Source organism: Sphingomonas sp. SL1004 (genome assembly GCF_057815015.1).
On record NZ_JBYMUX010000001.1, the window covers coordinates 2485434 to 2506768 of the forward strand.

Below are 21335 nucleotides of genomic sequence, written 5' to 3' on the forward strand. Positions count from 1 at the left end.
TCGGCCAAAGCACGGCGGATGGCAAGACTCGGTCAGGCCCGCCGCAGCAGGATCCAGCCGGCGAGGCCCGACAGGATCGAGCCCGCGAACACGCCGATCTTGACCGAATCCAGCGCGTGCGGCGCGTCCGCGAACGCAAGCCCGCCGATGAACAAACTCATCGTGAAACCGATCCCGCACAGCACCGCCATGCCGTAAACCTGCGCCCAGCTCGCGTCCCTCGGTGCCTCGGCCAGCCGGAACGTCACGAGCCCGCGGATCGTCGCGAAGATGCCGATCTGCTTGCCGAGGAACAGCCCGAGCATGATCCCGACCGGCAGCGGCGCGATCACGTCCGCCGCCACCATCCCGCCGAACGCGATCCCCGCATTGGCGAACCCGAACGCCGGCACGATCAGGAAACTCGACCAGGGCTGGAGCGCGTGTTCGAGACGTTTCAGCGGCGGCTGACCGTCCCCCGTGCGCAGCGGTATCGTCAACGCGACCGCCACGCCGGCGAGCGTCGCATGCACGCCCGACAGCAGGACGCCGTACCAGATTCCGACACCGATCAGCAGATATGGCAACAGCGACCGCACGCCCGACAGGTTCAGGATCACGAGCACGCCCAGCCCCACGCCCGCGCCGAGCAACGGCAACAGCGCGATATGGCCGGTGTAGAACACCGCGATCACGAGGATCGCGAGCAAATCGTCGATCACCGCGATCGCCGTCAGCAGTACCTTCAACGAAGTCGGCACGCGCGACCCGAGCAAGGCGAGAATGCCGAGCGCGAACGCGATGTCGGTCGCCGCCGGGATCGCCCAGCCGCGCAGATTGGCGGGCGTGCCCATGTTGACGAGCAGATAGAGGCACGCCGGCACCACCATCCCCGCGAGCGCCGCCGCACCGGGCAGGATGCGCTCCCCCCAGGTCGAGAGATGCCCCGAGACGAACTCGCTCTTCACCTCCAGCCCGATCAGCAGGAAGAACAGCGCCATCGCACCGTCGTCGATCCAGCGATGGACGCTCATCCCGCCGACGGCGTGGTGCAGCGTCGCGAAATAGGTCGGCGCGAGCGGCGAGTTGGCGACCAGCAGCGCCGCGATCGTCGCGGCGAGCAGCACGATGGCGCCCGCCGCATCGCCCGCGAAAAAGCGCCGGACCGCGGTCACAGCCCTTCGCCGCCGACCCATTGTGCGTTGGACAGGCGGCGCGCGAGGTCCCAGCTCTGGACGCGGATATCGGGCACCGCGACCACCTCCCACAGCCCGCCGCGGGTCATCGGGCCGATGCAGTGGATGCGGTCGTCGGGCGTGCCGCCGACCCGGATCACCCGCGACTGCGCATCGACGTCGACGCCGAGCCTGAGCGGATCGGGCCGGATCGCACCAGCCGCGAGCAGGTGCTTCACGAGCGGCTCCTCCGATCGCAACAGATCGCCCTGCGGCCCGGTGCAATTGACGATCCGAGCGGCGTGCGTGACGACGGGTTCGGTGGCGCCGCGCGGTCGCCACGTCAGGTTGGCGTGCGTTCCATCTGCCTCTGCGGACACGATCTTGCCCGCCGCAAAGGTCAACCGTCCGCTCGCGACGAGCGCCTCGACGCGGTCGGCGACGGCCGGCGCGACGCGGTGGCGATGGACGTCCCAATAGGGCCGCAGATGCCGCAGGAAACGCCCCCGTAATTCCTGCGAAGCCGCCGCCCAAAGCATCTGCGTAACGGGGCGAAGTTCGTCGACCGCAGCCCGCCAGCCGCCCTCTTCGGTCCGCGCACGAACGTGACGGACGAGGTCGGTCAGCCCGCCCTGCGGCTTGTCCGAAACCCCGCGGTGCGCAGGCGCACCATCGACATGCCGCCGCGGCGATAGCCCACGCCGGGAGGTAGCAAGGATGTGGCCAGCAAACCCCTGAGCATCGAGCAACAGCGCCGCGTCGATCGCGGTCAGCCCGGTTCCGACCAGCACGACGGTATCGTCCGCGCCCAACCCCTCGGCGAGGTCGGCCGCCCATGGGTCCGCGCAATACACGCCAGCCGGCAAGGCCTCGGGCTTCAACCCCGGCGGGGTGTGCGGCGGCAGATTGCCGAGCGCGAGCACCGCGGTATTGGCGGCGATCTTGCGCCCGTCCGCCATCGTCAGCGTCACGCCATCGCCTTCGACCGGCTCGATCGCGCAGACCTCGCCCTCGACATGCACCAGCCGGCCGTTCGAGTCCGCGATCGCCGCATCTAGCAGTTCGCGCAGATACGCGCCGTAGGTCGTGCGCGGGACGAAGGTCTTGCGGTCGCCCTTGCCGTGCGCCTCGAGCCAGCGGACGAAATGATCGGGATCGTCGGGCAACGCACTCATGTTGCCTGCCCGGACGTTGAGCAGGTGATCGGGATGCGCCGCGCTATAGGCGACGCCCCGTGCGAGCTGCCGATCGCGGCGCTCGATCAGCGTCACGCGGGGCCCCTCGTGGCGCATTAGGTTGACCGCGAACAGCGCGCCCGAAAACCCGCCGCCGACGACCACGACATGATCCTCGGGCCCCGCGATCCGCGGCATCGTTGCTCTGTCCTCCATCCGTTCGCCCACCCGTGCTGCCGAGGGACGCCATGCCCGATCGGAGCCGGCTAGCCCAGCCCCCTCTCGATCCTCCCCCGCCAGGGCGAGGTGGCTGGCACTTGCCAGACGGAGGGGGAGGAAAGGGAAACAGCCGTTCCGTATCCTCCCCCTCCGTCACCTTCGGCGACACCTCCCGCTTGCGGGAGAGGATCGATCGGAAACTTACGGCCGGAACGCACCGATCGCGGCGATCGCCATCTTCGGCTGCGCCGTCGCGACTGTCGTGAAGCCCAGCATCAGATACCGCGCGTTCCGCGCCTTCGCGAAGGTGATCCGCTGCGTGGCACGCGCATAGGCGATGTTGCCGAACTCGCCCTCGCCCGCCGGCGTCCAGGTCTTGCCGTCCTCGCTCGTCTCGACGCGGTAGCGGCCCGGCGGGCCCGCGTCGGGCAAAGCCTGACGGGTCGGCGTCAGGCTGAACCCGGCGACCTGATCCGCCTTGCCCATGTCGATCATCAGCATCACCACGCTCGTCGGGGTCGGCGCGGGCGTCTTCCAGACGGTGGCGAGGTCATCGTCGAGCACCGCCTCGGCTCCGGCCAGCGGCGCCTTCACCGCATTCACCAGCGACATCGCCTTGCCTGGATCGAGCGACGCCGGACCGCCTTGCGTCGTGCCCGCGATCGTCCACCCGGTCTTCGAGATGATCTTGTTACCCGTCGCCTGCGATGCGACGACCGCGACCGGCGGAACGCTCAGGAACAGCGACAGCTCGGTGATCGCCGGGCACGCCGGCGCCTCGACGATCCGCAACCGCACGCGCCGCGCGGTCACCGGCTCGGGCAGGCGGATGATCCGCTGCGCGCCGATGCACTCGTGCATCGCAACCTCGCGCCACGCGCCCTTGACATCCGCCACATCGATCGCGAACTTCGTCACGCGCACGCCGAGCGCCAGCGCCTCGCGGATGCGGATCAGGTCGAAGCGGCGCCCCGGCGGAAGGTCGAGCACCAGTGACGGCGTCTTCACCGCATCCGGCGTGCTCCAATACGTCTCGGGATTGCCGTCGAGCACGTTGGCCGGCGCAAACCGGGCCCCGCGCGACGGTCCATTCGCCACCGCGCCCTTGGCGAGATCGGTCTTGAAGCTGCCGCGCAACGCATCCCCGAACGACTTCAGCGACGCGAGATCGGGCTCAGCGATCAGCCCGCGGCGATCGGGCGGCAGGTTGAGCATCATGTTGGTGCCGCGCCCGACCGACTCGTCGTGGAACTGCATCAGGCGCTGCGGCGACTTCACCTGAAGGTCCTCGTCGGCATGATAGAACCAGCCCGGACGGATCGACGTATTGGTTTCCGCCGGCCACCACAGTGGCGCACCGCGCACGCCCGAATTACCCTCGCTCTGGACGTACGGATGGTTCGGCATCGTCGGCCAGCACGGATCGCCCGCGTGCCCGTCCTCGTTCCCCACCCAGCGGATATCCGCACCGAGCGGGTCGAAGGTGCACGCCATCGGCTGCAATTTGTGGACCAGCGCGATGATCGAGGGCCAGTTATAATATTTCGGCGCATCGATCTTCCGCGCCTCGCGCGCGCCGCCATAATAGCCATCGCCGCCGTTCGCGCCGTCGAACCACACTTCGAACAGCTCGCCGTAATTGGTGCAGAGATCGGTCAGCTGCGCGCGGAAATACGCGATGTACGCAGGCGTGCCATAGTCGGCACGGTTGCGATCCCATGGCGACAGGTACAGCCCGTAGGCAATCCCGCCTCGCCGGCACGCGTCGCCCAGTTCGCGGACGATGTCGCCTTTGCCGCCCTTGTACGGGCTGTTGCGGACGCAATGCTCGGTGAGTTTGGTCGGCCAAAGGCAGAAGCCGTCATGATGCTTGGCGGTCAGGACGAGCCCGGTCAGCCCCGCGCTTTTCGCCGCCGCGACGATCTGGTCGGGGTCGAACGCGGTCGGGTCGAAGAGTTTGGGGTCCTCGTCGCCGTATCCCCATTCCTTGTCGGTCCAGGTGTTCAGCGTGAAGTGAACGAAGCCGTACCGCTCGCGCTTGTGCCATGCGAGCTGGCGGACGCTGGGCGTCGCACCCCACGGGGCTGGTGCACCGACCGGAGCAGCGTTCGCACGGCCGGCAGCTGCAGTGGCAAGCGTACCTGCGATCAACGCGCGGCGGTTCAGATCCAAGGTCATAGCGAAACTCCGGTGGTTGCTGGCGGCCGGTCGGCTAGCGCGCGGCCAAAATCACGGTTGGGCTTGTCGCCCATCTCGAACACGAGCCGGCCACCGCGCACGATATCGGCATGCGCGATCCAGCTCTTGGTCCAGGGCCGGCCGTTCCACGTCACCGACTGCACATACGGCCGATCCGTCGCATTGCCGCGCGCCTCGACGACGAGAGTCCGGCCTGCGCCGACGCGCATCTCGGCCCGGTCGAACAACGGCGATCCCAGCACGTAATTCGCGCTAACCGGATCGACCGGGTACAGCCCGAGCGCGCTCAGCACGAACCACGCGCTCATCTGCCCGCAATCGTCGTTGCCGATGATGCCGTCGGGATCGTCCTTGTACATCTCGGTCAGCAGCCGCCGGACCATCGCCTGCGTCTTCCACGCCGCGCCGCAATACGCGTACATGTACGCGACGTGATGGCTGGGTTCGTTGCCATGCGCATATTGCCCGACCAGCCCGCTGATATCGGGCGGCGCATCCTTCGGCAGGATCGACGACGCGTTGAACAGGCCGTCGAGCTTGGCCTCGAACTGCGCATCGCCGCCCATCGCCGCGATCAGGCCATAGACGTCGTGCTGGTTTAGGAACGTCGCCTGCCAGCCATTGCTTTCGGTGTAATCGCGCCATTTCGACGAATGGCCGAGCGCGATGGGATCGTATGGCGTGGTCCATGTCCCGTTCGCGAGCTTGGGCCGCGCGAACCCGATCGACGCGTCGAACACGTTGCGCCAATTCCCACTCCGCTTGCGCAACCGCGCGGCATCCGCGCCCGCCCCCGCCGCGTCCGCCAGATGCGCAGACGCGTAATCGTCATACGCATATTCGAGCGTGCGCGAGACCGACTCGAACACCGTGTCCGCGGGGATGTAGCCCATCGTGTCGTACGGCTTGATCCCGAGGCTGTTGTCGAGATTCGGCATCGCGAAATCGAACGAGCGGCGTTTCACATTCGGCCACGCCGCGGCGTAGTTCGCGGGCACTCCCTTCGCGCGCGCCTCGGCCATCACCGACACCGAATGCCAGCCGATCATGCACCCTGTCTCGACACCCTGCAAAGGCCAGACCGGCGGGCCATACGGGCTTTGCTGCGTCTGGCGGATCAGGTCGCCGACCAGCTCTGCGGTACGCTCCGGCTCGATCAGCGTAAGCAGCGGATGCAGCGCGCGATACGTATCCCACATCGAATAGGAGCTATACGCACGGTCCTTGCCCGTCACCGTATGCACGTGCCGATCGAGCCCGACATACCGGCCGTCCACATCGGAGAAAAGCGTCGGCGCAAGCTGCGCATGGTACAGCGCGCTCGTCATGATCGTGCGCTGCGCAGGCGTGCCGCCCTCGACGCGGACGGCCTCGAGCGCCGGAGCCCAGCGCCTGGAGGCATCGGCAAGATAGCGATCGAAATCCCAATGCCGCGCCTCGGCCGCTAGGTTCTTGCGGGCGCCGGCGACGTCGACCGCGGAGATCCCGGTGCGGATCACGATCGGTGCGGCGCCCGCGTCGTCATAGTGCAGCACCGCCTTGACGCGCTTGCCCGCGACGCCCTTCGCGCCCGCCGGATGCTCGGTGTCGCCATCGCCGTAGAACACGATCCGGTCTGGCTTGCGCGACAGCTGCATCGCGAAGTGGATCCGCCGCCCCTTCGCCCAACGGAACACGCGCCGGCTCCCGGTCAGAATGCCCGTCTCATCGATGTTCAGCGACGCGTCGTCGATCAGCACGCCCTTGTCGGTCTTGTCGAGCACCAGGTGCGACAGGTTCACGAGGATATGCCCCGCGCCCGCCGGAAAGACATGCCGCTGGATCCCGGTCCGTTCGGTCACGGTCAGCTCCGCGCGTACGCCCGATTCCAGCGTCACGCGGTAATAGCCCGGCTCGGCATGCTCGGCCGAAAACCGCTGGCGATAGCCCGAATCCGGATCGGCGAGCGTACCGGGCGTCAGCTGCACCGGCCCACGCGTCGGCACCACCAGCACGTCGAGCATGTCGCCGATCCCGGTGCCCGACAGATGCGTGTGGCTGAACCCCATGATCGACGTATCGGTGCGGTGATAGCCCGAACACGCGTCCCAGCGCTCGACATCTGTATCGGGGCTGAGCTGCACCATGCCGAAGGGCAGCGTCGCCCCCGGATAGGTGTGGCCGTGGCCGCCGGTACCGACGAACAGGTCGGGCGCAGTCGCCTCGCGTGGCGTCGCGGCGAAGGTTGCGCGCGCGGTGAGCGCCAGCGCGCCGGTGCCGGCGAGGAGCGAACGACGGGTCAGGTTCATGCGCAGACTCCGAGAAGTGCGGGGCGTTTGGCGGCGATGTCGACGATCAATTCGCCGAACAGCCCATTGGCCCAGGCGAACCACGACCGCGTGAACTTCGCCCCGTCGTCCTGGTTGAAGGATTCATGCATGAACCCGGTGCCGCCATGCGTTGATTTGAGCGCAGCCAGCGACCGCGCGACGGTCGCGTCGTCACCGGTCTCGAGCGCGTTCAGCGCGTGCATCACGATCGACATCGGCCAGATCTCGCGCAAGCCCGTATGCGGACTGCCGATTCCCTCCGCCGCCTTGCCGGTGAAGAAATACGCGTTGTCCTTGCTCCACGCGCGCGCCGCGGTGCGCCGCCAGAGCGGATCGTCGGCGTTCACCGCACCGAGATACGCGAGCCCCGACAGGCTCGGCACATTGGCGTCGTCCATGAAGATCGCGTTGCCATAGCCATCGACCTCATACGCCCAGACCGGCTGGCCGTCCGGCCCCTTGGTCATACCATGCAACCGCAACGCCGCCTCGACCTCGTCCGCCAGCGCAGATGCATCCGCCGCCAGCGCCGCGTCGGGCCGAGCGCGCGTCGCGAGTTCCGCCAACTGGCGCAGCGCACGCACCGCAAAGATGTTCGACGGGATCAGGAACGGGAGCACGCACGCATCGTCCGACGGCCGGAAGCCGCAATGGATCAGCCCGACCGGTCGCGACGGCGGCCCATAGCCGTCGAGCGCCATGCTCTCGCCGACGATCGGCGACGACCGGCGGAAGCGATACGGCCCCGGCCCGTCCTTACGCTGCTGCTCGCGGAACGTCCGGATCGACGCGCGCGCACCGTCCGCCCACAGCGCGTCGAACGGGACGGTATCGCCGGTCGCCTGCCAATAGGCGTGCGCGATCCACATCGGGTAGCAGAGTGAATCTACCTCCCACTTCCGCTCGCCGACGCCCGGCTTCATCACCGTATCGTCGCCCAGCGACCAGCTCAGATTGGTCTTCGCCGAGGGGTCGTGCATGAACGCGTTGGCGTACGGATCGATCAGGATGCACCGCGCCTGCCGCGCGATCAACCCGCGGAACAGGGTGCGCAACGCCGGATCGCGCTTCGCCAGCGGCAGGTACGGATGGACCTGCGCCGAGCTGTCGCGCAGCCACATGCAGTCGATGTCGCCGGTGATGACGAACGCATCGGGCTTGCCGTCGACCGCACCCATGAACACCGTCGTGTCGAGCGTGTTCGGGTAGCAATTCCCAAACATCCAGGCGAGTTCGGGATCGGCGATCTTGGCAGACACGCGCGCGATCTCCGCCTCCACCGCGCGGCTGGTGTAGCGGCGATCGCCAGGCTTCGGGCGCTTGCTGACGAACGACGGTGTGGCGGCCCGCAGCGGCCCCGCGACACCGAGCGCCGCAGCGCCCGCAATGAGCATGCGACGATCGATCATTTCGGCAAATCCTGCGTTCCCGTCACGGCGAAGACGGTATCGACACCCGGCCCGTCTCCCGGCTGGCCGCCACCTATATGCAGCCGGTATTCGCCCGGCACGACGCGGCGATTGCCCGCCGCATCGACGCTGCTCATCCCGCGGGGATCGATCGTGAAGGATACGCGTGTCGTCTGGCCCGGCTTCGCGGTCTGGCGCTTGAACCCGACGAGCTGCCGTTGCAGCACGGGATCGTTGAAACGCGGCTTCACCGCCGGTTCTGGCGGTACGAGATATGCCTGCACCACTTCGTCGCCCGTGACCTTGCCGGTATTGCGCACCGGCACCTCGACCGTGAAGTTCTCGCCCGCCGCAATCGTGCTGCGCAGCATTCTGGGCGCAGCATAGGCGAACTGCGTATAGCTCAGCCCGTGTCCGAAGCCCCAGAGCGGCGTGCCGGTGAAGTAGCGATAGGTGCGTTCGCGCATGTTGTAATCGATGAACGCGGGCAGATCGCGTGTCTTGGCATAGAACGTCACCGGCAGTCGCCCGCCCGGATTGCTCGTCCCCGTCAGCGTATCGGCGATCGCCTGCCCGCCAGCCTGACCCGGATACCAGCCGACCAGGATCGCATCGGCATGCGCCTTCGCCCATGTCATCGCGACTGCGCTGCCGGTCATAAGCACGACGACCAGCGGCTTGCCTGTCGCCTTTGCCGCTTCGAGCAACCGCACCTGCGCCGCGGGGAGCCCGATATCGGTACGGTCGCCGCCCGAGAACCCTGCCACCTCGATCTGCAACGCTTCGCCCTCGACCGCGGGCGACAACCCGACGAATGCGACGATCGCATCGGCGTCGTTCGTGGCTGCGACGGCTTCCGCCAGCTGCGCGGCGGCGGGTGCGGTCCAGGTCAGACGCAGTCCCTGGTCTTCACCGCTATGCGCAAGCTCGACGCGGATCGCGTGCGGGCCGGCGGTCAGCGTCACCGGCGCCTCGACATGTGCGCCGCTGCCATCGTCGTCGGCGACAGGCTTGCCGTCGATCCACAACCGCGCAGGATCATGTCCCTTGCAGTCGAAACAGCGCGGAACGTCGAGCCGGAACACATACTCGCCCGCAGCCGGCGCGGTAATCGTCCCCGTCCAGCGTACCGAGAATGCAGCCGGATCGATTCCCGGCGCAGGTGCGGTACGGTCCCAGTCGAAGTCGATCAGGCGGTCGGCGCGCGCTACCGGCGGGCCGGCGAAATCACTCCCGCGAAAATACTCAGCCCGCAGCGACAACGCGGTGTCGGGCACCGGCACCGGCACGCCCTCGGCAATGCTCGATCCTTGCGCGTAGCGGACGCCAGCAAACGACTTCCGCAGCGCCGCCAATGGCGTGATCGGTGCCGCAGCCGTGCCGTGGTAGTTCGCCTCCAGTACGTCGACGCTGTCAGCATTCGGCCCGATCACCGCGATCTTCGCCGAGGGTTTCAGCGGCAGAACGCCATTGTTCTGGACCAGCACCATGGCTTTACGCGCCGCCTCGAGCGCCAGCGCGCGGTGTGCGGGCGTGTCGAACTCGGTCGGCTTGATCTTGTCCCACGGGCTTGTCGTCCCGAACGCGCCGCCGAGCATACGCCGCACCGCGAAGGTCCGCGTCAGGCTCGTGTCGAGCGTCGCCTCGGGCACCAGCCCTCGCCGCACCGCATCGCCAAGCGCCGCGTAGGTGCGCCCGCAATTGAAATCCATGCCCGCCGAGATCGCCGCGGCAGACCCGCTCGCGGAGTCGGGCCGGTAATGGTGATAGTTCGCGATGTTGCCGACCGCATCGCAGTCGGACACGATCAGCCCCTTGAAGCCCCATTGCTCGCGCACCGTCTGGTTGAGCAGCGGCTCGGACGCACACACCGGGACGCCGTGGATCGAGTTATACGCGCACATGGTCGACAGCGCATGGCCCTCGGTCAGCGCGAGCCGGAACGCGGGCAGGTACGTCGCCTCGCGGTCGTGCGGGCTGATATCGACGTCGAACCCGTCGCGCCCCGCCTCGGGCCCGCTATGCGCGGCGAGATGCTTCGGCGTGGCGATGACCTTCGGGTGCGTCAGGTCCGGGCCCTGCAACCCGCCGATGAACGCGACGCCAAGCCGTCCCGTCAGATACGGATCCTCGCCGTACGTTTCCTGCCCCCGCCCCCAGCGCGGATCGCGGAAGATATTGATGTTGGGCGACCAGATCGTCAGCCCCTGATAGCGCGCGCGGTCGCCCGCCGGCAGCGCATTGGACTTGGCGCGTGCCTCGGTCGACACGACGTCGCCGACGCGCCTGAGCAGCGCTTCGTCCCATGTCGCGGCCAAGCCGATCGCTTGCGGAAACACGGTGGCGACACCGTTGCGCGCAAGCCCGTGCAGGCCTTCATTCCAATAGTCATACGCGGGCAGGTTCAGCCGCGGAATCGCGGGCGCAACGCTCTGCAACTGCGCCGCCTTCTCGTCGAGCGTCATGCTCCGCACCGCGGGATCTGTCTGCGCAAGCGCGGACGTGGCGAGCAGTAGCGAGACCGGGACCAGCGCGAACCGCATCACGACTTCACCGCCGAGACACCCGCCAGCGTACGGACCGTCATCTCGCGTCGCAGCGTCGCCGCGGATGCCTTTGACGCGACCGACACAGTGATGCTCTCACCCGGCAACAGATCGAACGCATTGTCGGACGGCGTCGCCTCGACCTTGCCGAAGTCGATCCACACCGCGCGCGCCAGCCTGGTCGCGGTCAGCGTCAGGCGATCGCCCTCCCATGTCGCGGTCAGCCCCGGATCGGGCAGCGTCATCGTCTTGGGCGCCGCCGACACCAGCACGCGCGACGTCACGCGGCCGTCCACCAGCAACTCCGCCACCGCGATCGTCCGCGCGGGATCGCCACCCGCGAAGAGCGTCGCATCGGGCAGCGTCGCCACCGCCGTCGCGGACAAGGGCGCCAACGTCGCAGGCTCCTCGCGCGTCGCGACGACCTTGCCGTCGACGTCGAGCGTCCGCACCCGCCAGCGCGCATCGGTCGGCGTCGTCGCGTCGGAGATCAGGCTCACCTTGGTCGCGCCGTCCTTGTGCTCGGCCGCGATCGCCAGCGGCGCATAGAAATGCCGCGCCCGGAATTGCAGCGCCTTCCAGCGACCATAATAATCGATGCTCGACCAGGACGCGCCCGGCCAGACGTCGTTTATCTGCCAGAACAGCGACCCCATCGTCACCGGCCGGCACGCGCGGTGATGCAGCGCGGCGAGCTCTATCCCCTCCGCCTGCATCACCTGGCTCAGATACACAAACTCGGCGAAGTCACGCGGCTCGCGGTATTTTTCGCGGATGTAGAACAGCAGCCGGTCGTTGCCCTCGCCCTTGAGGAACTTCTGGTGCGCCTTCATCACCGGGGAGGTCGGCGATAAATCCGCGTCGGTCGCAAACGTCCGGATCGTCTTCATCTGGGGCATCGACTGCAGGCCGTATTCGGACATGAACCGCGGGCAGCTGTCGAGATATGCCTCGACCGGCTTCTTGCCGCCCCACACGTCCCAGTAATGCCGGTCGCCATCGCCATCGATGTCGGGCTTGTCCTCGTAATTGCTGCTCGGCGAGCCCGGCCAGTACACTGCGTCGGGATCGCGGCGCTCGGCGGCATCGCGCAGTACGCGGTCGAAGATCACCGCCATGCCGACGCCGATCCGCTCCTGCTCGTCCGCGCCGACGGTCTTCTTGAACTTGATCCGGTCGCCCCACGTGGCCCAGCCGCTGAGCACTTCGTTGTTGCCCGACCACAGCACGATCGAGGGATGCGCCTGGAGCCGGTCGACCTGTTCCTCCGCCTCGATCCGCACGGTCTCGCGGAAGTCGCGATCGGGGGGCGTCACCGCGCCGCCGAACATGAAGTCCTGCCACACCATCAGCCCCATCTGGTCGGCGATGTCGTAGAACGCGTCGTCGAGATAATAGCCGCCGCCCCACACGCGGATCATGTTCATGTTGGCATCGCGCGCGCCGGCGAGCACGGTGCGGATCTGGCTCTCGGGCACGCGCGCGGGGAACATGTCGAACGGGATCAGGTTCGCGCCCTTGGCGAACACCGGGATGCCGTTGACCACGAACGCGAAGCCGCGCCCGTTCGCATCCTTGTCGCGGCGCAGTTCGACGGTGCGCAGGCCGGTGCGGCGCTGGGCGGTGTCGATCGTCGCGGTCCCGTCGTTCAGGGTCGCCTTCACGGTGTAGAGCGGTTGCGCGCCGTAGCCCGCGGGGAACCAGCGTTGCGGGTTGGCGATGCTCACGGGCACCGTGACATGGCTTGCACCTGCCGCGACGGTGACGGTCCGCGATGCCTGCGATACGCGGCCGTCGGGACCGGTGACGGCGACCTGCACGGTGACGGGACGCTCTTCGCCGGCGACGACGTCGAGTTCGGCCGACAACCGCGCTTCGGACTTGGTCAGCCCTTCCTGCGTCACGCGAAACGCCTCGATCCGGGCGTCGTCCCAGGCTTCGATCCGCGCCGCGCGCCAGATCCCCTGCGTGACGATCCGCGGGCCCCAGTCCCAGCCATATTGATACTTCGGCTTGCGGATATAGGGCGAGGTCTGCTTGCCCTCGGGCTCGTCGCCATAGATCGAATCATATTCGCCGGGCAGCGAGTTGGCGGTCTTCAGCACCATCGGCTGCAAGGTCCGGATCGGCGAGCGGAAGGTGATCAGCAGGTCGTTCGCACCCGCTTTCAACACCGCCTTCACCGGCACGCGCCAGCGCCGATGCGCGTTGTCCGCGGCGAGCAGTTTCGTACCGTTCAGCCGTACCTCGGCAAAGGTATCGAGCCCGTCGAACACGAGGTCGACATGATCGCGACCCAGCAGCTCCGGCGTCGCGCGCAGCACGGTGCGGTACTGCCAGTCGGTCAGCCCGACCCATTGGATCTTCGCTTCGTTCAGGCCGATATACGGATCGGGGACGATCTTCGCGGCCATCAGATCGGTCTGAGCGCTACCCGGCACGGTCGCGTGGAGCCAGCGTGCCGCTTTCGGGTGCGCCTTCGTGGCGGCCGTATCGGCAGGGTCGATCCGCATCGACCAGCCGCTGTCGAGCACGACGCTCGTGCGGGGTGCGGCCCAGGCGGGGGTGGCGACGCTGGCGAGCAGCAGCAGGACCGGCCAGCGCATCAGTTCTTCTCCGCCAACTGCATTGCTTCGACCGCGTAGAACGGTGATTCCATCGACTCGGTGAACTGCAGGCAGACGTCCGCGTCGCCCTTCGTCGCCGGCAATGTGCCGCGGAAAGTCATGCGGGTCGGGCTGTTCGCCGGATCGGGCAGCGGGAAGGTCGCGGCGATCGTGCCGGTGCAACCGCCGGTCCGCATCACCAGTTCGCCGAACGCCGTCACCGCATAATGCCGGCGCAGCGCCTTTTCGTCATGCGCGAGCCCATAGTGCCGCGGCAGGCGCGCGACGTCGATCGTGAAGCTGCGGGCAACGTCGAGGGGGGCGGCCGGATACATCGTGCACGTGTCGAAGATGTTGACGTTGAACACCGGCGTGTTCGCGGTCGCCTCCGACGTCAGCGGCACGCGCAGGCCGATCGCACCATTGGGGCACGCGACCAGCTCCGAACTCGACCGGTGCAGCAGCGACGCACGGCTGGTCTCGAACAGACGCGGCGTCGCGGTCGGGCGACCGTCGGTGGTGAAGGCGGCGGCGCGGATGGTGACACCTGGCTTGAGCGACAGCGGCGCAGCATAGACCTTCGACCGTGCGGTCGGCACCTTGCCGTCGAGCGTGTAGCGGATCGTGCCATAGCCCGTCTGCGTCGCCAGCGTGACCGGCACCCTGCCGCTGCGAAGCGCATCGCCGCGCGTGCCCTGCACCGTGAAGTCGACTGCGAACGCACTGTCCGCGGCCGCAATGCCGGCGCGTGCGTACCGGCCCATCTGTGGCTCCAGTCGCGCGACGAAGCTTGCATAGTCCTGCGTGGTTTTCGGCGACCACGTCCGCTCTGCCAGTGCCGAAAGCCGCGGGAAGGTCGCATGCTGGAGCTGTTCCGGCGTCACCAGATATTCGCTGAACGCATTGATCTGCGCGCCCAGCACATGCTTCGCCTTGTCGGGCGCGAAGCCCGCGGGCTCCGGTTCGTACGCGTAGAGCCTGGCGAGCGTCACGATCGCATCGCCGTTCGAAATGCGGCCCGGCGGCTCGTCGCTGCGCGTGCTCTGCAAGCTGTCGAGATACAGGATCGGCGCGGGGCTCAGCACCACGTCATGGCCCTGATTGGCCGCATCGACGGCCCCCTTTTCGCCACGCCACGACATGACGGATGCAGACGGCGGCAGGCCACCTTCGAGTATCTCGTCCCAGCCGATCAGGCGGCGGCCGTGCTTGGCCAGATACTCGCCGAGCTGGTCGATCATCCAGCTTTGCATTTCCATCTCGGTCCTCAGCCCGAGCGCCTTCATCTTGGCCTGCACCGCGGGCGAACGCTCCCACTGGTCCTTGACCGCCTCGTCGCCGCCGAGATGGATGAACTGCGACGGGAACACCTCCATCAGCTCGTCGAGCACGTGCTTGATGAAGGTCATGCTGCGATCCTCCGGGCTGAACAGCCACGGGTTCACGCCCCAATCGTGGCCGACGGGCGGACGATCGCCGAGCACGCCGACCTCCACCGGATACGATGCGACCGCCGCCTGCGCATGGCCGGGAAGGTCGATTTCGGGCATGATCGTGATCGCGCGCTCCTGCGCGTAGGCGACCAGCGCCTTCAATTCGGCCTGCGTGTAGAAGCCACCGACCTTTGGGCCGGGCGCGCCACCCGTCGAAGGCGGCGTCCGCCATGCGCCGATCCGCGTCAGGTCGGGATAGCGCTTGATCTCGACCCGCCAGCCCTGATCGTCGGTCAAATGGAGATGCAGCACGTTCATCTTCTGCGCGGCGAGCTGATCGACCATCGCGTACAGCGTCGGCATAGGCACGAAATGCCGCGCCGGATCGATCATCAGCCCGCGCCACTTGAAGCGCGGTGCGTCGCGGATCGTCATCGCCGCCAGCGTGACGGGCTTGCCGATCGCCGCGTCGGGGCTGAGCAGCTGCGCCAGCGTCATCGCGCCGTGGACGAGGCCCGCGTCGCCGCTCGCCGCGATCGTCACGCCCTTCGTGTCGACCGTCAGAGTATACGCTTCGTCGCCGGCGACGCTTGCATCGCGCACGAACCGGATCGGGCCTGCACCCGCATCACCGGCGAGCGTCAGGCCGCGATCGACCTTCACCTGCTGCACGAGCAACCGTGCCGCAGTCTTCGCCCCCGCATCGCCCGCGACGATCCCGGCGCCATCGGCAATCGTCAGCGTGCCCGTCTTCGCCTCGATCGACGCGGGCATCGGGATCAGTTTGGGACCCTCCGCCACCGCAGCGGTGGAGGTCATCAGCAGCGCGAGCGCGAGGGGGCGGAAACGGATCATGATGGGTCCTTCGGCAGTTGCGCAGGGTCTGGCGGATAGGCGGCGGAGCCGGCCTTGAACGGTTCATAGTCGCGGACGACGCCGCCAGCGCGCCCCCCCTCCGCGGTCAGGATATCGACGGTGACCGTGACGGGCGAAAGTCGACCGGGCCACGATGCGGAAACCTTGGTGGTCGCACCCGGCGCGATGACCGGCAGCGGCTCCTCGCCCTCGCCGAGCAGCACGCGGTCGCCGCCGATCGCGCGCCAGTGGAGGCGCGCGCCGACCAACGGATAGGACGGCAACGCATCCTTTGCCGCACCGGCGACAATGGCGGTGAAGCCAGTCGGTATCTCGCCCGCCATCTTGAGATCGACGGTCGCGGAGACGGCGCGATTGGCGGCTTCCCATGCGAAATAGCTCGGGCGGCGCTGGCGGTCGGCGTCGACCAGGCCGTGGTCGACATAACCGTCCGCCAACCCGGCGAAGAGGTTCTTGTTCGAGCGGTAATCCGAATAGCTCCAGAAGATCGCGCCACCGACCCAGGGCCGCGTCGCGAACGCCGCGAGCTGGTCCTTGAGGTTATCGGTGCGTGCGATATCGGCGCTGGCCGCGTCGTGCGAGAACGGCCCCGGCCAGCCGAATTCGGAGATCACCAGCATCCGGTCCGGATACGCCTTGTCGAACGCGTCGAGCCACGGGCCGACACCGCTCGCACGCCCGCTCCAGCTGCCGAAATAGGCGTTGGCCATGACGAAATCGGCCGCGACCAGCGCGGGGACGCGGACCGGCTGCACAGCGATTTCGGAATCCGCGAAGGTCACGAACCGGCCCGGATCGATCGCGTTGATATGCGCCGTCATCGCCTTGACGAAGGCAAAACCCTGCGGCGTCGCGGCCTCGCTCTCGTTCATGATGCTCCAGGCGAGCACGCTCGGGTGATTGCCGCTCTCGGCGATCATCTCGGCTATCATCGCCTTGGCGCGGACCAGCAGCCGGGGGTCGCCCAGCTGCGCCGCGGTCATCTGCCAGATCGGGATTTCGGGCACCAGCAGCACGCCGGCGCGATCGGCTGCGTCGAACACGCTCTGCGGCTGCGGATAATGCACTGGGCGCGTGAGGGTGACGTGCAGCGCGGCGAGATCGCGCATGTCGTGCAGGATCGTGCCGCGCGTCTCGGCGGCGCCTTCCCACGGCGAATCCTGATGCCGTGCCACGCCGGTCAGGCGCACGGGCATGTCGTTGACGTACAGCCGCCGGTCGCGGATCGCGAGCGTGCGGAGGCCGACGGTGTCCTCGCGCCGGTCAAGCAGCACGCCGCGCTCGTCGCGGAGTTCTGCGTCGATACGATAGAGTTTCCCCGCACCGATCTGCCACAGCTGCGGCTTGGCGATCGTCAGCGCAGCGTCGGATGTCGCGGACGACGATGCGGCAACCGTCACGCCCTGCGAAGCCCGCGCGACCTCCCGACCATCGGGATCGATCGCGATCGTCGTGAGGGCGTAGGTATGCGCCGTCGCATCGACATTCTCGATCGCGACGCCCGCGGAGATCGTGGCACTGTCGGCGCGCAAAACCTGGCGGATACGTTGGCGTCGGATCAGCCCACCCTCGGCTATCCGCAGCGACACGTCGCGCGTGATCCCGCCGCTATGCCACCAATCGTACCAGACGTTACCGGACCCGGCCAAGCGCATCGCATAGCCCGGAATCGTCGCGAACCCCGGCCGGTCGTCGGCGGCGACGACGATCCGGTTCGCGCCCGGCTTCAACGCACGCGAAACATCGAGATCGAACGCGGTGTGCCCGCCTTCGTGCGTGCCGACGAGCGTGCCGTTCACCCAGACGCGCGCGGCGTAGAACACCGCGTCGAAATGCAGCTCTAGATGCTTGCCGACGATCGCCTCGGGCACCACCAAAGTTCGCGCGTACCAGCCGACGCCTTCCGAACCCGCACCGCGAGACAGCGGCCAGCTATGCGGGACGACGACGCTTTCCGCGCCCGCGGGATCGGCCTTCAACCAGGACGGATCGCTCGGCGCGTCCTTCGCCAGCCAGAACGTCCAGCCGGCATCGAGATCGATACGCTCCGCTGCGGCGGGCATTGGCACCAACATCGGCACGAGCATCAGCATCGGCATCAGGACGGCCGAAGCGAATCCGACACCCCTATGCCCGATCTGCTGCAACCCTGTCCTGATCCATCCCGGTATCATGCGTGGCGTCGTGCTTTCGTCAAAAAGGGGGCGCGCCTTAGCCGGCGCGCCCGGTATTACATCCGGAACGAGACCGAAGCGACGAACGTGCGACCATTCTTGTAGAACGCAGTCGGGCGATCGCGCGTCTGGTTGTACTGCAGGTACGTCTCGTCGAGCAGGTTCTGCGCGTTCACCGACAGCGTCACCTGCTTGGTCAGGTTGAACCCGGCCGAGAAATCGAGCTGCGTGTACGGCGCCACCATCTCGCTGGAGCCAAGTCGGCCGATCGTGCGGAAATACGACGTCCGGTAATTGTAGCTGAGGCGCGCCTGGAATGGTCCGCTCTCGAAATACGGGATGATGTTGACGGTATGCTTCGACAGATACGGCAGGTTGAGCGACGCGCCCGATGCGTCGGTCGAGGAGGTCGTGCTGTCCTGATAGGTGTAGTTCGCCTGCAGCCCGAACCCGTGCCACAGCTCGCTCTGACCCGAAACGAGGATACCGTTCACCTTCGCCTTGCCGCCGTTGATCGGCTGCGACACGCTGTAATTGTTCTCCAGCTGCCCGGTCAGCGAGTTGAACAGCGTCACGCCCTCGGTGCGCGTGGTGATGATGTAGTTGCTGATGTCGCGGCGGAACGCCTCGACCGCGAGCAGGCTGCCCGGACGCGGATAGAATTCCGCGGTCAGTTCGTAGTTGGTCGACTCGTACGGCTTGAGGTTCGGGTTGCCGCCGCCGGCATCGCGCGTCGTGTCGTTCTGCGAAATCGACGCCGCCAGATCCTGATACCGCGGCCGCGAGATCACTTTGGCGATCGCCCCGCGGAAGATCAGCGTCGGGCTGGCTTCGTAGGCGATGTTGAAGCTCGGCAGGAACTTCAGGTAATCGGTGGTCGTCGTCGTCGGGGTCGGCGCCGGATTGGGGTTGGCCGCGGTCGACAGCGTCAGCGCGTAATCCGACACGTCCTTGGTGTAGACCAGCCGTCCACCGATATTGCCGCGGAACCCGCTCTGGTCGAAGTTGAGCTGGGCATAGCTCGCCGCGACGGTTTCCTTGACCTTGGTCGATGCGCCGATCTTGGTGATCAGCTGCGTGTTGATCGCGTTCGACAGGATGTCGATCACCGCCTGTTCGGACAGGTTCAGATACTGGGTCGCGTTGCCCGTCCCGCCGCTGCCGCTGAAGGCGTTGCCCGGCGTCGACGAGGTCGGCACGCCGAGCTGCGACCCGAGCAGCGAGGTGGTCAGGTACGTGTTGACGCCGCGGCCGTCGATCTTGTTGACGTGATCGGTCACGCGCGCGCCCAGCAACAGCTGCGTGAACGGACCGAACGAGACCGGGATCGTCGCATCATAGCCGCCGAAGATGTCGCGATCGGTGGTGACGCTGAAATCCTGCCCGCCAATCTGCGCCGCGTTCAGCTGCGCACCGTTGACGAGGACCGGGCTGCCCTCGATCTGGGCCGGGTTGTTGTTCGGGTTGGTGAAGTAATTCGCCGCGTTGGTCGGATCGCCGACGAAGTTCACATCGGCCGTATTGCCCGTGAACGCGTAGCTGAACGGCAGCTTGGTCTGGACGTTGAACAGATATTCCGGATTGCGCCCGCCGGTCGCCTTGCTCCAGCCGCCGGCGAACGACACCTTGGCGCCGTCGTCGCCTTCCCAGTCGGTGAAGAAATTGAGGTTGTCGGTCTTCAGCTTGGTCTTGCGCACCAGCGTGTCGAGCTGCGCGCTCTGGCTGTTCGCAGCACCAAACGAGGCGGCGGTGACGACACCGTTGTCGATCGTAGCCGACTGCAGCACGTCGCCGGTCCACGCGCCGGGAATGGTGTACATCGACTGGCTGTAATTGTTGTAGTTGCCGTCGATGTGGATGCCGTTGAGCGTCAGCGTCAGGTTGCTGGCCGGGCGATACTGCACCGTGCCCGACACGCTCTTGCGCTCGCGGGTCTGCTGGAAATACGCGTAGTTGATACCGAACGGCGACGCCGCCTTGTAGAGATCCGCGATCGATCCCCCGGTGATCGTCGCGCCGGGGCTCTTGAGGCTCAGCGTACCATCGGCGGCGCGATTGACGAAGGGGCTGTTATAGGTGCCATCGGCGTTCGCCGCCGCATTGTCGTACCCGAAGAACTCGACGCCCGAGCGGGTCAGGCTCTGCTTGTCGTAGGTGCCGGCGATCAGCACGCCGAACGTCTCGTCCTTGTTCTTCCAGCTGTACAAGCCCGAACCACGGACGTTGCCCTTGTCGGCGCGGTCGTTGTACGAATAGCCGCCCGAGGCGAAGATCGAATTGGCCTTCAGCTCCAGCGGACGGCGGGTGCGGACGATGACGGTACCGCCCAGGCTGCCCTCCTCGATGCGTGGTTCGGGCGACTTGTAGACTTCGAGGCGGTCGACCAGTTCGGGCGCCAGCAGCGAATAGTTGAAGGTGCGGCTCGACGGGTCGTTGTCGTTGCCGCCCCAGTCGGCCGAAGCCAGCGCATGGCCATCGAGCAGCATGCGGTTGAGTGCGGGGTCGGTGCCGAGGATGGCAACCTTCTCGCCCTCGCCGAAGCGCCGGTCGATGCTGACGCCGGGGATATGCGACAGCGATTCGGCGACGTTGCGGTCGGGGAACTTGCCGATCGCCTCGGCGCTGATGACGTCGACGACCGCGTTGGCTTCGCGCTTCACCGCGATCGCGCTGCGCAGACTGCCGCGGATACCGGTAACGACGATGTCCTTGCCGTCATCCTCGGCAGCGGGTGCAGCCCGGGCGTCGGCGACGGCAGGGGCAGCGGAGGGCGTCGGCGCAACCTGCGCGACGGCTGACGGGAGGAGGAACGGCGCTGCCAGACCGAATACGGCTGCGCTCGACGCGAGCAAAACCTGCTTACGAAAAACCATGTGTCAAAGCCCCTTCCCATCGACGCCGCAGCGCCACCCTCGACCCGAAATGCCTTCGTGTCGCTTCGATCCCCCGCCGCCTGGTACTGTTTTGGTTACTATCTCGGCGACTTGGTATCGGTAACGTATAACCAATTTGTTTGGGGAATCTATCGGGAAATTACATTTTCATGACCGCGAAGGACGGGCGGACAGGCCTTCCGCAAAAGTCTGTTTTCAGAGGCTTAGAGTCCACTCGGCCGTGCACCGACAATACCCACCGCTTCCCGACGGAATAAACCGACGATCCCTTTTCTTGCTCACCCGCCACGATTTTATCGTTGAAGGACACGAGTCGATCGGCCAAACGTAATATAATTACG

Annotated in this window: 10 protein-coding genes; all 10 read right to left on the reverse strand. The window is 67.0% G+C overall.

What is annotated here, in order from left to right; all coding sequences use genetic code 11:
• Nucleotides 1-32 precede the first annotated feature (32 nt).
• Nucleotides 33-1154: a Na+/H+ antiporter NhaA gene (gene nhaA / locus AC3D24_RS11235; RefSeq protein ID WP_489030660.1), complete on the reverse strand. Its 1122-nt coding sequence runs from the start codon at nt 1152-1154 to the stop codon at nt 33-35.
• Complete coding sequence (locus tag AC3D24_RS11240; RefSeq protein ID WP_489030662.1) at nt 1151-2527, reverse strand: FAD/NAD(P)-binding protein; 1377 nt, start codon at nt 2525-2527, stop codon at nt 1151-1153. Before AC3D24_RS11240 ends, nhaA begins: the two co-directional genes overlap by 4 nt.
• 222 nt (nt 2528-2749) lie before the next feature.
• Nucleotides 2750-4726, reverse strand: coding sequence for an alpha-L-fucosidase (locus AC3D24_RS11245; protein ID WP_489030665.1), 1977 nt, complete (start codon nt 4724-4726; stop codon nt 2750-2752).
• Nucleotides 4723-7035, reverse strand: coding sequence for a GH92 family glycosyl hydrolase (locus tag AC3D24_RS11250; RefSeq protein ID WP_489030667.1), 2313 nt, complete (start codon nt 7033-7035; stop codon nt 4723-4725). Before AC3D24_RS11250 ends, AC3D24_RS11245 begins: the two co-directional genes overlap by 4 nt.
• A complete protein-coding gene (locus AC3D24_RS11255) occupies nt 7032-8465 on the reverse strand; it encodes a glycoside hydrolase family 125 protein (RefSeq protein ID WP_489030668.1) in 1434 nt (477 codons plus the stop codon). Before AC3D24_RS11255 ends, AC3D24_RS11250 begins: the two co-directional genes overlap by 4 nt.
• Nucleotides 8462-11008, reverse strand: a complete 2547-nt coding sequence (locus tag AC3D24_RS11260; RefSeq protein WP_489030669.1) for a glycoside hydrolase family 3 protein — start codon at nt 11006-11008, stop codon at nt 8462-8464. The genes AC3D24_RS11255 and AC3D24_RS11260 overlap by 4 nt, the downstream gene beginning before the upstream one ends.
• Nucleotides 11008-13617: a beta-mannosidase gene (locus AC3D24_RS11265; protein WP_489030671.1), complete on the reverse strand. Its 2610-nt coding sequence runs from the start codon at nt 13615-13617 to the stop codon at nt 11008-11010. Before AC3D24_RS11265 ends, AC3D24_RS11260 begins: the two co-directional genes overlap by 1 nt.
• Entirely contained in the window at nt 13617-15905 is a 2289-nt protein-coding gene (locus tag AC3D24_RS11270) for a beta-N-acetylhexosaminidase (protein ID WP_489030673.1), read from the reverse strand. Before AC3D24_RS11270 ends, AC3D24_RS11265 begins: the two co-directional genes overlap by 1 nt.
• A complete protein-coding gene (locus AC3D24_RS11275; protein ID WP_489030675.1) occupies nt 15902-18100 on the reverse strand; it encodes a glycoside hydrolase family 2 protein in 2199 nt (732 codons plus the stop codon). Before AC3D24_RS11275 ends, AC3D24_RS11270 begins: the two co-directional genes overlap by 4 nt.
• A 56-nt stretch (nt 18101-18156) precedes the next feature.
• A complete protein-coding gene (locus AC3D24_RS11280) occupies nt 18157-20973 on the reverse strand; it encodes a TonB-dependent receptor (RefSeq protein WP_489030677.1) in 2817 nt (938 codons plus the stop codon).
• Nucleotides 20974-21335 lie beyond the last annotated feature (362 nt).

Coding starts and splice junctions, on each gene's coding strand:
- AC3D24_RS11255 (WP_489030668.1), bottom strand. CDS start 8,465: ATGATCGATCGTCGCATGCTCATTGCGGGCGCTGCGGCGCTCGGTGTC.
- AC3D24_RS11250 (WP_489030667.1), bottom strand. CDS start 7,035: ATGAACCTGACCCGTCGTTCGCTCCTCGCCGGCACCGGCGCGCTGGCG.
- AC3D24_RS11280 (WP_489030677.1), bottom strand. CDS start 20,973: ATGGTTTTTCGTAAGCAGGTTTTGCTCGCGTCGAGCGCAGCCGTATTC.
- AC3D24_RS11245 (WP_489030665.1), bottom strand. CDS start 4,726: ATGACCTTGGATCTGAACCGCCGCGCGTTGATCGCAGGTACGCTTGCC.
- AC3D24_RS11240 (WP_489030662.1), bottom strand. CDS start 2,527: ATGCCGCGGATCGCGGGGCCCGAGGATCATGTCGTGGTCGTCGGCGGC.
- AC3D24_RS11275 (WP_489030675.1), bottom strand. CDS start 18,100: ATGATACCGGGATGGATCAGGACAGGGTTGCAGCAGATCGGGCATAGG.
- AC3D24_RS11260 (WP_489030669.1), bottom strand. CDS start 11,008: ATGCGGTTCGCGCTGGTCCCGGTCTCGCTACTGCTCGCCACGTCCGCG.
- AC3D24_RS11270 (WP_489030673.1), bottom strand. CDS start 15,905: ATGATCCGTTTCCGCCCCCTCGCGCTCGCGCTGCTGATGACCTCCACC.
- AC3D24_RS11265 (WP_489030671.1), bottom strand. CDS start 13,617: ATGCGCTGGCCGGTCCTGCTGCTGCTCGCCAGCGTCGCCACCCCCGCC.